The 18075-nt window shown below is 37.8% G+C and carries 17 protein-coding genes and 2 pseudogenes; 6 read left to right on the forward strand and 13 right to left on the reverse strand.

What is annotated here, in order from left to right; all coding sequences use genetic code 11:
• Window positions 1–410 precede the first annotated feature (410 nt).
• The 4 genes from IC621_RS21595 to IC621_RS21610 all read left to right on the forward strand — a co-directional run bounded on the left by IC621_RS21595 (window position 411) and on the right by IC621_RS21610 (window position 6016).
• Window positions 411–1667, forward strand: a complete 1257-nt coding sequence (locus IC621_RS21595; RefSeq protein ID WP_191161349.1) for an NAD(P)-dependent malic enzyme — start codon at window positions 411–413, stop codon at window positions 1665–1667.
• A gap of 280 nt (window positions 1668–1947) precedes the next feature.
• A complete protein-coding gene (dcuS, locus tag IC621_RS21600; protein ID WP_191161351.1) occupies window positions 1948–3552 on the forward strand; it encodes a DcuS/MalK family sensor histidine kinase in 1605 nt (534 codons plus the stop codon).
• Complete coding sequence (locus tag IC621_RS21605) at window positions 3549–4265, forward strand: response regulator (RefSeq protein ID WP_191161353.1); 717 nt, start codon at window positions 3549–3551, stop codon at window positions 4263–4265. Before dcuS ends, IC621_RS21605 begins: the two co-directional genes overlap by 4 nt.
• Before the next feature lie 431 nt (window positions 4266–4696).
• Window positions 4697–6016 (forward strand): 2-hydroxycarboxylate transporter family protein, encoded by a 1320-nt coding sequence (locus IC621_RS21610; RefSeq protein WP_191161355.1) that lies wholly within the window; start codon window positions 4697–4699, stop codon window positions 6014–6016.
• A gap of 335 nt (window positions 6017–6351) precedes the next feature.
• Here IC621_RS21610 and IC621_RS21615 read toward each other — a convergent pair.
• From IC621_RS21615 to IC621_RS21660, 12 genes and pseudogenes are all read right to left on the reverse strand, one after another.
• A pseudogene (locus IC621_RS21615) lies at window positions 6352–6770 on the reverse strand (response regulator transcription factor); the annotation flags it as partial.
• Window positions 6767–7114, reverse strand: a pseudogene (locus IC621_RS26650) (sensor histidine kinase); the annotation flags it as partial. The pseudogenes IC621_RS21615 and IC621_RS26650, both read right to left, overlap by 4 nt.
• Before the next feature lie 10 nt (window positions 7115–7124).
• Window positions 7125–7319 (reverse strand): hypothetical protein, encoded by a 195-nt coding sequence (locus tag IC621_RS26655; protein ID WP_224752721.1) that lies wholly within the window; start codon window positions 7317–7319, stop codon window positions 7125–7127.
• Window positions 7307–7864 (reverse strand): histidine kinase dimerization/phospho-acceptor domain-containing protein, encoded by a 558-nt coding sequence (locus IC621_RS26660; protein WP_318153105.1) that lies wholly within the window; start codon window positions 7862–7864, stop codon window positions 7307–7309. The genes IC621_RS26655 and IC621_RS26660 overlap by 13 nt, the downstream gene beginning before the upstream one ends.
• Before the next feature lie 367 nt (window positions 7865–8231).
• The gene (locus IC621_RS21625) at window positions 8232–8861 is read right to left on the reverse strand and encodes a class II aldolase/adducin family protein (RefSeq protein ID WP_191161357.1); all 630 of its coding nucleotides are present in this window, start codon (window positions 8859–8861) and stop codon (window positions 8232–8234) included.
• 26 nt (window positions 8862–8887) lie between these two features.
• Window positions 8888–9538 carry a class II aldolase/adducin family protein gene (locus IC621_RS21630; protein WP_191161359.1) on the reverse strand — a complete coding sequence of 217 codons (651 nt, stop codon included), beginning with the start codon at window positions 9536–9538 and terminating at the stop codon, window positions 8888–8890.
• A complete protein-coding gene (locus IC621_RS21635) occupies window positions 9525–10472 on the reverse strand; it encodes a 1-phosphofructokinase family hexose kinase (RefSeq protein ID WP_191161361.1) in 948 nt (315 codons plus the stop codon). Before IC621_RS21635 ends, IC621_RS21630 begins: the two co-directional genes overlap by 14 nt.
• Before the next feature lie 17 nt (window positions 10473–10489).
• Window positions 10490–11857 (reverse strand): PTS galactitol transporter subunit IIC, encoded by a 1368-nt coding sequence (locus IC621_RS21640; protein WP_191161363.1) that lies wholly within the window; start codon window positions 11855–11857, stop codon window positions 10490–10492.
• 10 nt (window positions 11858–11867) lie between these two features.
• Window positions 11868–12143 carry a PTS sugar transporter subunit IIB gene (locus IC621_RS21645; RefSeq protein WP_191161365.1) on the reverse strand — a complete coding sequence of 92 codons (276 nt, stop codon included), beginning with the start codon at window positions 12141–12143 and terminating at the stop codon, window positions 11868–11870.
• 5 nt (window positions 12144–12148) lie between these two features.
• Window positions 12149–12616 carry a PTS sugar transporter subunit IIA gene (locus IC621_RS21650; RefSeq protein WP_191161367.1) on the reverse strand — a complete coding sequence of 156 codons (468 nt, stop codon included), beginning with the start codon at window positions 12614–12616 and terminating at the stop codon, window positions 12149–12151.
• 13 nt (window positions 12617–12629) lie between these two features.
• Window positions 12630–14663: a BglG family transcription antiterminator gene (locus IC621_RS21655; protein ID WP_191161369.1), complete on the reverse strand. Its 2034-nt coding sequence runs from the start codon at window positions 14661–14663 to the stop codon at window positions 12630–12632.
• A 620-nt stretch (window positions 14664–15283) separates the two neighbouring features.
• Window positions 15284–15718 carry a DMT family transporter gene (locus IC621_RS21660; protein ID WP_191161371.1) on the reverse strand — a complete coding sequence of 145 codons (435 nt, stop codon included), beginning with the start codon at window positions 15716–15718 and terminating at the stop codon, window positions 15284–15286.
• A 323-nt stretch (window positions 15719–16041) separates the two neighbouring features.
• Between IC621_RS21660 and IC621_RS21665 the strand changes: the two genes are divergently transcribed.
• Both IC621_RS21665 and IC621_RS21670 read left to right on the forward strand, forming a co-directional pair.
• Entirely contained in the window at window positions 16042–16917 is an 876-nt protein-coding gene (locus IC621_RS21665) for an RNA polymerase sigma-70 factor (RefSeq protein ID WP_191161373.1), read from the forward strand.
• A 92-nt stretch (window positions 16918–17009) separates the two neighbouring features.
• Window positions 17010–17471, forward strand: coding sequence for a carboxymuconolactone decarboxylase family protein (locus IC621_RS21670; protein WP_191161375.1), 462 nt, complete (start codon window positions 17010–17012; stop codon window positions 17469–17471).
• Between the two features lie 113 nt (window positions 17472–17584).
• Here IC621_RS21670 and IC621_RS21675 read toward each other — a convergent pair whose 3' ends face one another.
• Window positions 17585–17830, reverse strand: coding sequence for a hypothetical protein (locus IC621_RS21675; protein WP_191161378.1), 246 nt, complete (start codon window positions 17828–17830; stop codon window positions 17585–17587).
• Window positions 17831–18075 lie beyond the last annotated feature (245 nt).

Raw genomic sequence — 18075 nt, forward strand, 5'->3', positions numbered from 1 at the left:
TGTAAGATGAAGAAGGAGAGAGTTTGAGCAGGTACCAATCTAGCTATCTTATTGTCAGAATTCTGTGTGTTTCACAAACAATGGTGGAGAGACAATTTTTTTAATTACAAAAGCTTTGAAATTTTCTAAAAAACAATAATAATGAAGGATGATAGGAGGCATAGGATATCAGATCTAGTTATTCCTTCCCTTTTATTGCTAATTAGTACTTATTAATGGCATATCAATATTAAATCATCATTATTGAAATGGGAATTTTATTAAGATTTCAATTTGGAGATTTTGATAAATAGCTAGAGTAAATGGATTGATGAAATGGAATGTATCAAAAAGCTATTTTATTCTGAATATCTTTCATTTCTATTAGTAGTCATCACTTAAAAATTCAACAAAGGCAGGGAGATCCTATTATGTCAACATTACGTGAAGAAGCATTGAAGATGCATATAAAAAATCAAGGAAAGCTTAGTGTCCATTCTAAGGTTCCAGTACGTGATGCAAAAGATTTAAGTCTTGCTTATTCCCCTGGTGTAGCGGAGCCTTGTTTAGCTATTCATGAGAACGAAAGTACAGTATATGATTATACAATGAAGGGAAATCTAGTTGCCGTTGTTTCAGATGGAACAGCTGTACTTGGTCTTGGAAATATCGGCCCAAAAGCTTCCATGCCAGTCATGGAAGGAAAGGCCTTGTTATTCAAATCATTTGCAGATGTGGACGCATTCCCTATTTGCTTAAATACTACTAACCCAGATAAAATTGTAGAGGTTGTTAAATTATTAGAGCCGACTTTTGGCGGAGTGAATTTAGAAGACATCGCTTCTCCTCGATGCTTTGAAATTGAAGATCGTTTACGAAAAGAGTGCAATATCCCTGTTTTTCATGATGATCAACACGGAACAGCCATTGTAACCGCAGCAGGTCTAATAAATGCTCTTAAACTGGCGAACAAAAAAATAGAGGATATTCGTGTGGTAGTAAATGGGGCTGGAGCTGCAGGCGTGGCTATTATTAAGCTGTTGCTATGTATGGGCGTAAAAGATGTTATTTTATGTGATACAAAAGGAGTCATTTATCAAGGTCGTCCGGTTGGTATGAATAAATTCAAGGAAGAAATGGCCACCATTACAAACAAAGAACAAATGCAAGGAACATTAGCGGACGCACTAATTGGCGCTGATTTGTTTGTTGGTGTGTCAGCTGCAGGTGCCGTTACGAAAGAAATGGTACGATCTATGAATCAAAATCCGATTATCTTTGCTATGGCAAATCCGATACCAGAAATCATGCCAGAAGAGGCAAAAGAAGCGGGAGCACTCGTAGTAGGGACAGGACGTTCTGATTTCCCAAATCAGGTCAATAATGTCCTTGCATTCCCAGGAATTTTCCGCGGGGCTTTAGATGTTCATGCGAAAGAAATCAATGAAGATATGAAACTTGCTGCCGTTTTTGCGATTGCTGGATTAATCTCAGATGAAGAACTACATGCTGATTATGTCATTCCAGATCCATTTGATTGCAGGGTAGCGGCACATGTAGCAGCAGCAGTTGCAACTACCGCAATAGAAACTGGTGTTTCACAAAAAAATGTCAACGTAGAAGATACGAAAAAGCGCCTTTTAGCATTAGCGAAGAAACAAAAAGTTGATGGAATAAATCTAGTGTAATTTAAGAAAGCTTATACACATAGGGATATAAGTATTTTTCGTTAAAGCCTTGAACATCCTTTCACGATCATTGTAATAATGAGTGTAGGAATAATGTTCAAGGCTAATTCTACATATAAATGTAAGCGGTAACTAAATCTCTCTATTAATTCCTTCAAACCCTGATCAACAAGTCTCCTTGTCATTTATAACGAGTTTATTCACCGATTTTCCTCTGTGAAAGTTGAGTTATATAAAGAAAAGTGTACAGCCTATTCATCCGTTCATAGGAGTGGTTCCCTTGTCAAAACAAAAGTTTAAGCTAAGTACTATTATCATTTTCTTTGTATGCTTAGTTGTACTTCTATCCTTGCTTTTTACTGATTTATTAATTAGTCATACCGTAAGCAATTCGATTCGTGTCAATCTAGAAGAAAAAGCAAAGATTGTATCAAGAACAGTTGCCAAATCTGTTATCGTTAAAAATGGATTAGAAAATGAAGAACAGGATGAAGGAGCGATCCAACAATATACTAGCGAAATTCAACAAGCTACTAATGTTCTTTTTGTCGTAGTTATGGATATGAACGGAATTAGAAAATCTCACCCTAATCCAGCAATGATAGGAAAAAGTTTTGTTGGTGGAGATGAAAAGGCCGTATTAAATGGAAAAGAACATATATCACTTTCTACTGGAACATTAGGACAATCATTACGTGCATTCACTCCTATCTACGGCCCTGATAATGAACAAATTGGAGCCGTGGCAGTAGGGATATCCCTTAATATTGTTGAACAAGCACTAGAAAAGGGACATCAAAATATTATCATTGGTTCAATTATAGGTATATTAGTTGGCGTACTAGGAGCGGTTATTTTAGCAAGGTACATCAAAAAGATATTATTTGGATTAGAACCACTTACCATTGCAAAAATTCATGAAGAAAGAAATACGATGCTTCAATCTGTGCACGAAGGAATTATTGCAGTTGATAAGGATTCAACGATAACACTCGTAAATAAGTCAGCTTTACGAATCTTTATGAATACTGGTTTGCCAGACAATCCTGTTGGTATGAAATTAACAGAGTATATGCCCTCTTCAAAATTAGATCGGGTGTTAAAGACAGGCAAACCCGAACAAGATGTAGAGTTAACTGTCAACGGTGTATCGATTTTAGTTAATAGAGTTCCTCTGATTGTAAACAAGGAAATTGTCGGAGCACTTTCAACATTTAGGGACAAAACTGAGGTTCATCAATTAGCAGAACAATTAACAGGTGTTCGGATGTATGCCGAAGCTTTACGTGCCCAGTCACACGAGTTTATGAATCGGCTTCATGTTATTCTTGGGTTGGTTAAAATGGGGTGTTTTGATGAGCTAAAAAAATTCATCAATCAAATTGTCGATCATCGTGTTCATGAAATTGACCATGTTACGAAAAATATTAAAGATCCAGCACTTGCTGGATTTATTATGGGCAAGCTTAGCTATGCTCGAGAAAACCTAGTGGAGATGCGGATTGAGAATGAGACCGTCATTCCAGAACCGAGAGAGGCTTATGTTACCCATGAATTAATAACAATCCTTGGAAATGTAATAGACAATGCAATAGAAGCTTTAAATAATATGAAAGAAAAGAAGGTACAGGTAAAATTAAACTATAGTAAACATCAACTTCAAATAAAAATCCGCGATTCAGGCCCAGGTCTCAAAAAGGATCAGTTTACTCAAATATTTGAAAAAGGGTATTCGACAAAGGGATCAAACCGTGGATATGGATTATATTTAGTGAATAAAAGCATTGAAAGCTTAGGAGGATCCATTCAGCTGAACTTGAGCAATGAAAACGGGACTGAATTTATAATTCAAATTCCATACGAAGTAAAAGAGGGTGACGAATGATAAACGTATTAATTGTTGAGGATGACCCGATGGTAGCAGAGTTTAATAAACAGTACCTAAAGGAAATAGAGGGGTTCTTTTTAGTTGGTATAGCACATTCTGTAAAGGAAGCAATTAAAGTTCTTAATTGCAATAAGGTTAATCTTATACTTTTAGACGTGTACATGCCAGAAGAAAATGGGTTAACTCTTATAAGGAAAATTAGAGAAGAAAAAAAAGAAGTAGATGTAATTCTTATTACAGCAGCATCTGAAGTAGATAAAGTCCAAACAGCCCTAAGACTTGGAATAGTTGATTATTTAATTAAACCATTTACATTTGAAAGATTTCATCAAGCTCTCACATCTTACCAAGATAAATACCTTTATCTAAATCAACAAAGGAAAATGAATCAGGAGGACTTAGATGAACTTTTATTCGTCAAACAAAATGAAAAATTTGCAGATGAACCATTAAAACCTCTACCAAAAGGATTATCAAGAAAGACGCTAAATACAGTTTTTAACGCTATTAAAAGGCAAGGTAAGTCTCCCTTTACTACAGAGGAAATAGCTGAAATAACAGATATATCAAGAGTTTCAATTAGAAAGTATCTGACATTCTTAAATGATATTCATGTAATTGATGAGACATTAACATATGGAATAGGCAGGCCGCTTTATTCTTATATGTATAATGAGTCCAATCAAGCAATACTAGACGAATATGATTAAATTTAAAAGCAGCCTTTGCTGCTTTTTTTAATTACAAAAAGGTATTAATAATTACAAAAGATATCTATTGATTGATTATTCGAGTATGATGAGTTCATGTTGTGAAAGCGGTTACTTGAAGGGGGGTTGATAAAATATGTTCGCAAATAATCCTAAAAAAACAACCGATAAATCTTTATCCTCAACAATCAGGAAAATAGAAATGGTTAGCAAAATGGATGTAAACCAAAGAAGCTGACTTAAGTCTTGCTTAAACGAACATTCTTGTAAGCTTGGAAGGCGATTCTAGGCCTATTTCTCTCCAAATGGATCCTTAAAAGGACCGGCATCATTCATAACACACTTAATGAAAGAACAGCAGAAGCTTTTACGTAAAACAAAATACAAAAAGTTCGCTTTCATAGAAGATGATTTAAGAGAGGAGTTCTAGTATGGAACAGACAGCAAAAGAATTATCCTTTGAAAAAAAATCAAGTATTCGTCAATTAGATACAAATCCACAACATAAAATATTTAATACACCTATTGTTTGGTTCGGAATTTTTGCAATTATTACTTTAATTAGCATGTATACTGGTAGTCTTCCAAGTGGAATGATAGGTAGTTTGCTGGTCATGATTGTGTTGGGTGAAGCTTTTGGGTGGATTGGAGATCGTACACCAATTGTCAAAACCTTCTTAGGTGGAGGAGCTATTATAGCTATATTTGGGGCTGCTTACATGGTTTACAGCGGTCTGCTTCCAGAAACAATAACAACATCTGTTACAGATTTTATGAAAACAGGTGGATTTCTAGATTTTTATATCGCAGCGTTAATTACAGGTAGTATTTTAGGGATGAATTCAAAAATATTGGTGAAGGTAGGATTACGTTACTTTATTCCAATCTTTGGTGCAGTTATTGGTTCAATTGTGATAGCAGGTATTATTGGCACATTAGTAGGTTTTTCACTTCAGGACGCAATTTTAGTTATGACACTGCCGATTATGGGTGGCGGAATGGGTGCAGGTGCTGTGCCGATGAGTCAAATATATTCAGAATTATTAGGAAACGAACCAAGCTATTATATTTCAATGTTAGTCCCAGCGCTGGCTCTAGGTAATGTATTTGCGATTGTTCTTGCAAGTGTATTAGATATGATTGGGAAAAGATTCCCTTCACTATCAGGGAATGGACAGTTAATTAAAGGATTCAAGTATGAAAAAAGTGAACAGAAATATGACATAGGAAAGATGGGTGTGGGTTTATTAGCTGCATTAGCTTTCTTCACAATCGGAAATGTTTTAGGAGATTTTATACCATTACATCCATATGCAATTATGATTATTGTTGTCGCTGTTGCAAAAATAGCAAATGTGATTCCAGGTATTATACTTGATGGTGCGAGTCAATGGTATCAATTTGTGGCAAGTAACTGGACATTTGCTTTATTATTTGGGATTGGTGTTGCGTATACAGATTTAAATACAGTTTTGGAAGCACTTACTCTTCAATATGTCCTAACGGTATTTGGTGTCGTATTAGGCGCTATCATTGGAGCAGGACTTTTAGGAAAATTAGTCGGCTTTTACACAATCGAAGCTGCCATTACAGCAGGATTATGTATGGCTAACATGGGGGGGACTGGAGATGTAGCTGTGTTATCAGCAGCTAAAAGAATGGAATTGATGCCATTTGCCCAAATCTCATCTCGATTAGGTGGAGCATTGATTTTACTCCTGTCAGGTCTGATCATACCACTTCTAGTTTAGTTTAATTGGCACAGCTTTGGCATTGGGGAGGATTTCCCCAATGCTTTTTTTATTTTCTGAAACAAGAACGAAAAGCGCAGAGCGCCCGTCTATCGGCGACAAGCACAAGGCGTGCCGGCAGGGATTGACTTGTGACCTCTAGCCGATGGCGCTCGGAGCTGGACATAGATACCAATCTTTATCACGTTAATACTTTAATTAACTTAAACTTTCTTAACTGATCAGAAAAACCCATCTCAAAAATGGGTCTTCGGTGAATCTCACCTATTTTTTCCAATCTATAAGTCAGTGGTTTTTTGAGGTTTTTTGGTCCAGATGGGGACGACAACCGCAATATCAATATGTAACCCATTAGTTTGGATCTCATCTGCCAATCCTTCCCGGTTTACTAAACGGTTGTACCTTGATAGATGTGCTTTTACTCTTGCCACTAATTCACTTGGACTAAACGGCTTTACAATATAATCATCTGCCCCTAGCTCAAGTCCTCGTATTTTATCAATATCCTCTTTTTTAGCAGTTACCATTAAAGTAGGAATACCCTTCGTTTTCCGTATCTTCTTACATATTGTAAAACCGTCCATTCCGGGAAGCACTAAATCTATAAAATCAAATCAAAATTTTCCGAAACAGCCCTTTGAAGCCCCTTTTCCCCGCTTGTTACAATTTCTACTGCAAACCCGTTTATTTCAAGATAATCCCGTTCCAATTCTGCAATGCTCATTTCATCTTCAATGATTAAAATTTTGTTCATGATAATAACCCCTCGTTCAAGGACTTCTTAAAAGCAAAGAAGATACTAGTCCCTTCTCCTAATTCACTTTCAGCCCATATATCTCCGTTATGGTTATCAACAATGCGTTTGACAATCCCAAGTCCTAATCCACTACCGCCAGTTGCTGTATTTCTTGATGGGTCTGACCGATAAAACTGTTCGAAAATATTGGGCAAGGCCTCCTTGGAAATACCAATTCCATTATCCTGAATCTGGACAATGACATGTTCAGTTGTCGCCTTCAAATAAACATTTATATGTTTTTCTTCTTTATCCATATGCTTTAAACTATTATGGATAATATTCATGGCAACCCGCTTTAATTGTTCTCTATCAAGCTTTCACTATATATGAAGCAGCTGGTTCGGCATAATAAAAAATGGAGACACCTTCCTTATCTAAATCAAATTGGAGTTCTTCAATAAAATCTAAAAAATAGGTGTTAAGATCTATTTTCTCAAAATCAAATGGACTGCCGTTTAAATCTAATTTTGAATATAAAAAAAGATCATCAATCAAATGGTCCATATCAATCGCCTTTGTGAATATGGTTTGCGATCCATTTTTTCAGGTGTATTTGCAACCCCATCACGGATTCCCTCCACATATCCTTTAATAGAGGTAATCGGTGTTTTAAGGTCGTGAGATATATAAGAAATTAATTCTTTGCGGTTATTCTCATATTTCATCTGTAATTTTGCAGATTCTTTCAGCTTGCAACGCATCACTTCAAAGGTTTCTGACAGCTTTCCAAGCTCACCATTATTCATTGGTTCAATCCGAAAATCCAAATTATCCTTGCTTATTTCTTCCGCTGCATTTGAATGCTTTTTTATCGGTTTAATAATGCTTTTTGAAACAAAATAGGTCAGCAATCCATTTGTTACGATTAAAACAATCAATAATCCTGCAAACCTTAAGGAAATAAAGGTGCCCCCAACATTTTCATCGAGATCCATATTAAAAATGTAAAAAAGAAAAACACTTAACAGAATTTCAATAAGTATAAAGGAGACTACCGGTATGAGAATCATAGCAATATTAGATAAAAGCAATCGCTTTCGGATAGACACTCATGCACCAATTTTCAAACGATCTTCTTCATTGTTAAATACATCATATCTTAAAGAAAAAAATAATCACAGTTAGACTGGAAATGTCCTCCAATAAAAGAATAGGCGAAATTTCTTAATAAAGAGTAAACCATTTATTAAATAATTCTAAAATTTGATTGGTGATTCGCATATAAAAAATGAGCTGAACAATCATTAGTTCACACTCATTTTCTTCCTAACCCAGAAGACTCAATAAGATTTAAGATTCGGTAGAATTGAATATTTTCGGTTTACTTATACTAATTTAATACATTTACAATTTAATCAGATGACTAGAAAAAAACTCTCTCTACCCCTAATCAGGACAGAAAGAGCGTCTTTAGCCTCATCCGCTAATATACATTTTGAAATTCTCAAGTGCATCATCCAGGTCTTTATCAGACAATGGATGAAGGCTTTTTAACATGTAACTTCCATATGCCAGTTCCGCTACTTCTTCAATGACTTCTGCTCGATTATAGGCTTCTTTTAGATGATCCCCGATTGCAATGACTCCATGATTGGCGAGCAAAGTTCCATTATTGTCTCCAAGTGTTTGGACTGCATTGTGGGCAAGCTGCTCCGAACCATATGTTGCGTACGGGGCAACCGGGATTTCCCTTCCTATATTGGCAATCACATAGTGAACTGGTGGAATCGGCATATGTGCACAGGCAAACATGGTCGCATAGCGGGAGTGCGTATGAACGATAGCGCCAATTCTATCGTCTTTCAGATAAATAAAACGGTGCATCGGTGTTTCTGTAGAAGGCTTTCTTTCTCCTTCCAACACGGCCCCTGTCCGAATGTCAACGGTTAGTACATCCGCTTCTTCCATTTGGTCATACGGCAAAGCTGATGGTGTGATATACATCCTATCACCATTTCGAATACTCACATTTCCCGCTGTTCCTTCTGACAGCCCGTTTGCTGAGGCCTTTTGTGCATAAAAGACTACTTCTTTCTTATATGACATGTTTTCCCCATCCCTTCTTTATGACATTACTCTTTCAGATTAAACTGATACTGCATTTGGTCTTCCATCTTCTTAATGTTTAAAGCATCAAATAAAAGGACTTTTGAGGCGACATAGGAATTGAACTCAATTCTCTCAAGGATGTCGTATGCCTTGTGTAAGGTTTTATCTAAGACAAGTATGCCGTGTGTTCGAAGGAGCATCGCTCTTGGCAATGAACTGTCTTCAAGAGATCGAACATGCGAGCGTACTGTCTCCGCTAATTCCAGCGAGGTTGCCGGGGCAAAAGGCAAGACAGGAATATCCCCAAGTTTTTGTGTGCCTTCTGTTAAATTTGGGGGAGCCAGCCCGGCTGTAGCGAAAACCAGCGACTCCTTTGGATGGGCATGCAAGACACAACCAATATCCGGGCGCTCTAGATAGCAAGCCATATGCATGTTAATCTCTCGTGTAATACCTCCTTCTCCTTCTACCTTCTGCTCATTCATATCGACAACCAAAATCTCATACGGTTTCAAATTGCATAGCTTTTGTTGGGACATGAGCGTCGGTGTCATAATAATATGGTCTTCATTCATTCGGACACTGACGTTGCCGCCGGCAGTATTTGTTTCAAAGCGTTGAAACATCATGTGTACTATTTCACATAACTCCGTTCGTTCCTTACGATAAAGCATTTTGTTCTACCTCCACTTGTTTGATCTTTATTTGTTGAAATAGAGATTTTGCGTGTTCAATATCAAAGTCCGTACAGTTGCGATGTGTCACTTTTGAAGCCGAGCAGCCAACAGCGTACCGAATCATTGTTTCAAGTGGGGCCCTTTTCGCAAGTTGCGCGATGAAGGCTCCCACGAAGACATCTCCAGCCCCTGTATCATTCACTTCCTCCACAGCAGGAGCCATTATTTTATAGATGGAATCCTTATGTGCCATATAACAGCCCTTTTCCCCTAAACTGACAACCACGTATTGGATATTGCGTGCTAACTGCTCCAGCTGCCCAATTAAAGGAACATCTTTCGGAAGCTCCAGATCCTGAATTTCGTGTTGGTTCGGTTTAATAAAGTCGACCCCTACCTCCACTGCTTTCTTTAGTGCATCTCCCGAAAGGTCGCATGCAAGGAAACAAGAGGTTTGCTTGATTTGCATGAGAAGCTGTTCAAACTGGGTCATACACATATCAGGAGGGAGTGAGCCAGCCACGACTACAACATCCTCCTCTTGCACTTTCTTTTGAATAAATGAAAGCAGCTTTCCAAAACGTTCATACGATATTTCAAAACCTGCACCCGTGATCATCGTACTTCCGTCCTTTGAATCATCAAGGATCACAATGCACTCCCGTGTTTCCTTGTCCGGTTCACGAATCAACTGATGATGAATCCCCTTTTCATCAAGGATTTTCAGCATTAGACGCTCATTTCTCTCACCGATAAAACCAAGAGCGGTATTTTCAACCCCGAATTGGTTCATCACATTCGAGACATGCAGACCCTTCCCTCCCAGGTCATATTCATGCTTACGGACTCGGTTTGTTTTCTTTTTTGTTAAATGGCCATCGACTTCAATGATTTTGTCAATCGCTGGATTCAAGGTAATCGTGTAAATCAATTTCCAGCACTCCTCCCTTACGCTGCTTCTTCTGCTTCTTCTAATTGCTCTGTCCGTTTCTTCATCATTTTGTAATACGCAACGAGGCAGACAAACCAAATTGGCACAAAGATAAGTCCAATCGAAAATTGGCCATTGACGATTTGAGCGGCATCAGCGAAGATATAGCGGAAAACCGGGAGTTCAATCGTGCTCCATGAAAGAAGCTGTCCTGATTCAACATCAACCGCACCTGTATCATAAGCAAGCTGCGTAATCGCTGGCGCAAACGCTGTGGCGATGTAGAGAAACACCGGAGTAGTCACAACACCCAATACCAACATGCGCAGCAAGTTTCCGCCAGTTATAATTAATGCCGGTACGGCCAAGGAAATATTGATAATCCCTGCAAAAGGCAAAATGTTGCTTCCCGGCAAAATAATGGCATAGATAAGCGTAATTGGAACCATCAGGATCATAGCCACCCAGACTTCACTGCTTCCCGCTAAGATCGGCCAGTCAAGTCCAATATGGATCTGCCTGTTCGAAAACTTTTTTTTCATAAATTCAGAGATTGCTTCAGATAAAGGTGACAGCGCTTGCATAAAGAGTTTAGCAACCATTGGGAAAAGTGTTAATGCCGCTGCTGCCGAAACCGCCAAAGTTAATGTTTCAGGCACAGAATATCCGGCTGCAATTCCGAGCAGAAGCCCGATAATAAAGCCCATAATGTGATTCTCGGCAAAAATACCAAGCTTATCCTTTAATGTATCTGCATCAATATGACGATCCAGTCCTGGGATCTTGCTAATTAACCAGTTAAAGGGAAAGAGAAATACCCCGAACAGGAGCATACCATGCGGGACTGTCACTCCTGGTATCCCTGTAATGTTCTCTATCTGCTTCTGATTGACATCCGCTAAAATCAGCTCGACCACCATCGAAATCGCTGCCACAACAAAGGCGATGTATATATTTCCGGTCACAGCAACAACGAGTACGGCAGTTAAGATTTTGCCCCAAATATTCCACAAATCAACGTTCAGCGTTTGCGTTTTATTCGTAATGAGCATCACTCCATTAACTACCAGTTGCAGCGGAAACATGAGGAAGGCTAATGGCCAAGCCCAAGCCAATGTAGCAAGTGACGTCCATCCCCCATCGATAATATTCAATTCAATTCCTGTTCGCTCAACCAACCCTTGTGCTGCCGGAGTCAAATTATCTAGCATAAAGCCAATGACAATCGTCATTCCTGTGAATGCCACACCTAAAATGACCCCTGCGCTTAACGCTTCTTTGAACTTCATTCTTACACTTAACCCAACCAAAATCATTATGAGAGGAACAAAAACAGGAGCACCTAAATCCAACACATACTGAACTATGCTTTGAATGACGTCCATGATCGTCACCTCACTTTAATAAATTCAATAGCTTTTCAGTCTCTGCTTCAATCCCCATTCCAGTTAAAAAAGCGATTCCATTCAAGGTTGGAATATCAGGAGAATTTTTGGCTTTTGTAATCGCAATGTAGACATCACTTGTTTTTGTGTATTGGTTGAGTGACTTAATATCAACCGCTTCTACATTTGCCTTCACTTTGTGTTGATCCAGGATTTTCTTTACTTTTGATGCAACAGTCTGACTTGTTGCTACTCCAGATCCGCAAGCTACAATAACATTTTTCACGTGAATCACTCCTTGAACTCTTTTTTTAAGAATGAGACTAATCTTTCATTTTCCTCAATGTGCTTAAGAAGATGGACAAATTCGGGATCCTGAAACTTATCCATTAATGTTTGCAGAAGTTGAACTTGTTCTGTCGGTTTCTTTATACCAAGAAAGAATAAATAGTGAACAGGAATTTCAACATCATCTGTCCCCATATGCGTGAGGGTAACTGAGTGCTTCGTCTTCACTAGGTAAATAAAAGGCTCTTCAATGTGAAAGCAATCAGTATGTGGAATTCCAATATTGACTCCCTCAAGCGAAAGTCCAGTCGGATACTCTCTTTCTCTTGCTATAAGGGCTTCTTTATACGTTTTTTTAACAAAACCTATTTGAAAAAGGTGATCTGCCACAAAACCGTAGAGCTCTTCTTTCGTTTCTATATGTTCATTCAGATAGACAAGTTCTTTATCAATCAATTTTGCTACGCTCAACAACATCACCTCCTCATGATGGCAGCGATAGAAGCTCCACGACTTCACGTTTGGTTTTTGCTTGTATAATTCGATTCGCTACTTTTTCATTCAAGAACAGTTCGTTTAGATGCAGTAACGTCGCAACGTGCTGATTATCACGTGATGGGGAGAGAACGATCATCACTTTTGCTTCTTGATCATCACGAACCTTGACAGGCTTCCTGCATATTAGCAAGCTAAAATCATTCCGAATCGCCCCATCATCCGGACTTGCATGCGGCAAATAAACAGAAGGTCCGAGCATCATCCGCTCTCCTTCTGCTTCAAAGAGCTCGACCGTTTTCTCAATATACTCTTTCGTAATTGACTTTCTTTGGAGCAAAGGTTCAATTGTATATAAAATCGCTTTTTTCCAATCCATTCCATCTTCCGCAAATAGAATATGATCGGTCGAGAAAGGAAATAGCGTTTCTTCCGTCTTTTCTTCCAGCTGTTCTACAGGTTTCCTGGAGTTTTTCAAATAATGAGTAATTTTTTGATGAACCTTTGATTGGTCTTCAGGTTGGACATACTCTTTTAATTCGTTCATAAGCTTGGAGACCCTCAGGCTAACGTCTGAATCCACGCACTGATAAACCATTTTCTTTAAGGCAGCGCGATTTGCTTTATTCAAGATCGGGTGAGTCAAAAAAACCTTCTTTCTTGTATTTAACTCGACTGTAGAGAAAATAAAATCAACTTCCTCTTCCCTTTCGTGGTACGTTCTTTCTGCAAACGCACCAACAAAGTGGATCGAAGGAAACAGCCCTTTTAACCCTTCTAATAACAACTTTGATACGGATGTACCGTTACGGCATACAACAAGAGCTCGATAATCATACTCTTCCTCTTCGTTCGATTGATAAATCCACGCCTGTATATGCATGGCAAGATAGACAATTTCTTCATCATTAAAAATTCGATTCGCCAGCATTTCCAGCGGCGCTAAGGAACTCTTTACAATCGCAAAAATCGAGGAATATTCTGTCATGAATTCTTCTGTCAAATGATTGCGAATGGAAAAACCAAATTTCACGCGAAACAATGCTGGTTTTAAATGATGGATCAGCTTTTGCTTTAATCCCCGCTTCCCTGCTAGACTCGTAGCTAAACTAGGCTCTAACTCTTTTAAAAATGCATCGACTGCCTGTTCTAATTTATGAAGATGCAAGAAATTCAGAGAGGAATCCAGCATATTGGCAGACAATACTTGAATGGTCAAGTAGACCTTATCTGATTCAGATAAATTTGGGAAATGCCAAAACAAATCTTTAATGACATCATACTCATTTGTTTGGGTCAGCTCATACTCCTTGAATTCACTTTCACAAACACCTTCAGTTCTCTGCATCCTAGTTAGCAGCGCGAGCAATAAAACAGGCAAATCCTCCAACTGTTCATCCGTAAAGGAAATGGATAAACGCCGTTCTACCTCTAAAAGTCTTTGTTTCATAAAAAATCGCTCGTCCTTTTGCAAGAGATCTTTCCTTTCTAATAAAGCAGCAGCTCCCCTCCTCAAGAGGACATGTTTTAACGTAGCCATTAACATCGTACGGCATTGAAGCTCGTTCCCTAAAACTCGATACCCATAAACTCTTGAGTATTTTAATGTTAACGATTGCCTCAGCAGAGCTTTCTTGACCCCTTTCAAATCATTGATCATTGTGTTCTTACTAACCCCGGCAAAATCAGCCAGATCCTGCAGAGAATCCCCTTCCCCATGCATTAATAGCTTGATGATTATAAGTCTTTCACGGAGTTCAGGAGCAAGATAGTCAAACGAAGAGAATGTGTTTTCTTTTAAGAGAAAATACAAATGCTCTTTTGTTTGCAACGACACCTCAATGTCTCCGTCTTTCTTTAAAGAAACGAGCACCCCGCCATATTCTTCTAATTTTTCATTAATTTGATCGATACACTGTCTGGACCTGGCAGGATGAAGGCCAACATCTTCTTCCAATTCTTCGAGGCTCGTCGTTTGATTTAAAAGCAAATGCAAGCTGACTCTCTCTAACTCAGAATTCATCTTTTAGATTCACCTCATTTCCTTTACAATTCTATTGTAAGAGAAAAAAACTCAAAAAAACGTATTGTTGATCACAATTTTTAAAGCGCTTACATTTATGATTGTGATGAAGTTTTTTCTGTACTATATTCATTAACTCCAATTTCACCTTTCACTAAAATGTGCTAATAATAGCGCATTACTATTCTATCGTAAAGGCTCTTTTCTAAAAGATTGTTGCTAAAAGAATTGAATATAATATGGTAGAATATTAGAAAAGGGAGTGTGGTAAATAATGGATAGAACAAAAATCCATCCATTGATACTAATAAGTCTTTTTATCAATGCTATTGCAATGGGAATGTTTGCTTATGAAAATAACAACGAAAATAATATAGGTTATACTGTTACATTTATTATTATATGTCTATTATTCATCGCCCTTACAATTTACGGAATAGTAAGAAACAGTAAAATAAACCGTACGAACAAATAAAAGAAACTATGCTTCTCTGATTTGCTGAACAGTAGTGAAATTCACTTTTCTACACGAAGAGAGAAGCATTTCTTTCATCGTAAAAAATGAGTCTCCATTTCTAGAAGATTCATACTATTCCCATGAACAGCATTGTTAAGCAGTCTTATTTTTTAAAAAACAGAAGTAAAGAAATGATCATCAATACTGCACCAGCCATACGATAGAGATTAATAGGAAGAGTTTTCCCTCCAAAGAGTCCAAAATGATCAATAATCATTCCGATAAGAAGTTGTCCTAATATCGCACCAATAATTGCAGCACTAGCCCCTACTCTTGGGATTGCAGCCACCATTATAAAGATATATGAGGCACCAAGCGCTCCTACAAACCACTTCCAAGCCTGAAATGAAAATAGAGCACCTAAGCTCCCTTTCCCAAAAAATACAGTACCGATAAGTAATACGAACGAGCCTACTGTATAAGCCACAAACGCTGCTTCTATCGTTCCCATTCTTTTCCCTAATTCACCATTTACCCCAGCTTGAAATGCTAAACCAGCGCCGCCGATAATACTTAACAATAAAAAAAGCCAATTCATCTTCATCTCCCCCATTCCACCTATTGCTAACCTCAATTCCTAACCGGGTTGAAATAATTTAAAAGATTTATATTAAATTGTATGATAGTTATGACGTCAATAAAATGAAAGATTTTGCTAGATGATATTATTGAAAAAATACAATTTAATCCATCCTTCGCAATATGAAACAGGATCAACTACTTTTATTCATAAAATCTGTAAAAGCATTTGCAGCCAGCCAAACTTGAACAAACTCAAGCCTGAATTAGCGAAATAAATTCATTAATATCTACGAATCTTTTAAACTAATCGATAAATATCGAGAAACTAGGTGATATAAATTGAAGGAGTTCGAAACCTTATACAATGCCTATCGACCGCTTCTTTTTTCCATTGCGTACCGCATGCTTGGTTCCGTCACAGATGCGGAAGATATTGTACATGATATCTTCATGCAAATGGAACGGTTTGACACAAATCAAATGACTGACCCGAAAGCATACCTTACTAAAATGACGACAAATCGTTGTTTAAACTTTATCAAATCAGCCCGCATGAGAAGAGAAATATACACTGGACCATGGCTGCCCGAACCGCAGATAAAGCGATCTGATCAGCCTTTAGAAAAAGTCGTGACGGATGAAACGGTCTCTTATGCCTTTCTTGTTTTGTTGGAACAACTTTCACCAGTAGAAAGAACGGTGTTCGTTCTAAGAGAAACATTAGAGTATGACTACAGTGAGATTGCCGGATTAATAGAAAAAAGCGAAGTGAACTGCCGGAAAATCTTCAGTCGTGCGAAGCGAAAATTAAAGGATGAAGCTTCAGTCCGTTCAGAGAATACTGAACGTGTAGATTTTCTGGCTAAAGCGTTTATTCATGCATCGACAACAGGAAACTTTGAGGAATTTATTAGTCTCCTTTCAGAAGATGTTGTCCTTGTATCCGACGGCGGCGGTAAAGTAATTTCTGCTTTAAACCCAATTGTAAACAAGGAGCGCGTATCAGCATTTCTCAAAGGAATTTCCGCGAAAGGAAGTTTCATAGGAGAGATATACCCGGTAATCGTCAACGGCCAGATTGGAATTTTGCAACTAAAAGAGAACCGTCCAAGCAAGGTGATTTGCTTTGGGTTGGACTCGCTGCAAAAAGACATTCGAAGAATTTTTATGATTACAAATCCTGATAAATTAACTCATATCACGGCTCCTTTATAAAGAAGTATGTTTTTCTATTATTTTTGTCACAAATCAACCCTCTGTTTTGTCTTATTAATGAAACAAAAAATGACTTAACGGAGGAGATACAGATGAAACAACGTATAAACCACTTAAGAACAGCTCCTGAAGCAATCAATTTAATCCTGCAATTAGAGGAGTATAAGAAAACAACCGGATTTGATAAGAAATTAATAGAACTGATTAAAATCCGTGCTTCTCAAATCAATGGCTGCGCCTATTGCTTAGATATGCATACAAAGGATGCCAGAGCAATCGGTGAAACAGAACAAAGGATTTACTGTTTAAATGCGTGGCGTGAGTCACCATTCTATAGTGAGGAAGAGCGGGCTGCGTTAGAATTAACGGAAGCGGTGACCACTATCTCGGTTAGCGGTGTACCTGATGATCTATATGAGCGGGTCCGCCATCACTTTGATGAAAAACAATATGTTGATCTCGTTTTCCTTATCATTACGATCAACGGATGGAACCGTTTATCGATTTCTGTTAATAACATACCTGGAAGCTATCAGCCTGCAGTCGAAAAATAATTTCCTCACGCCAAAAATCCCTTGTGTCCACAGAATGGATACAAGGGATTTTTCTCTATCTGTTTAATCCAACCATATAATTGGGGACTATGATTTAATTTACAACATCCAGCTCATTTACTAAATGTGATAGAATTAGGCAATTGTACATTCCAATCCACTTTATTCATGGGACTGTGACGAGAATATATTAAACTTTGCAAATACTTTTTGTTTTTCTTGAATTTTTCTAAAGCTGTTTCGACCGCATAAAATTGAACACCCAATTCATAGCCTATTACAAATTCAGTCCATCCAGAATACGTTTGCTGTAATCCAAATTTCTTTTTTAAAAGAGACCGAACGAAAAATGCTCGCATTTTTTAAGCCCTGCAAGTAAAAAAAGAGGTTGTCGATATTTGGTTCTTTTGTCGAATAATCGATATTTCAGAAATTTCGAAGATAAACATTGAGAAATCGAAGATATTTTCCAAAATTCGAAGATAAATGTCTAGAAATCGAAGATATCCTCTTAAGCAATCGGTTTCACTAGTGGAAGAGATGAGAATTTGCAGGATAAAATGTTGATTTTACGCATGGATAGGACGTTTTTATGAGTTTTTTG

This window comes from Metabacillus arenae, assembly GCF_014773385.1.
In the GTDB taxonomy this organism is placed as follows: domain Bacteria; phylum Bacillota; class Bacilli; order Bacillales; family Bacillaceae; genus Metabacillus_D; species Metabacillus_D arenae.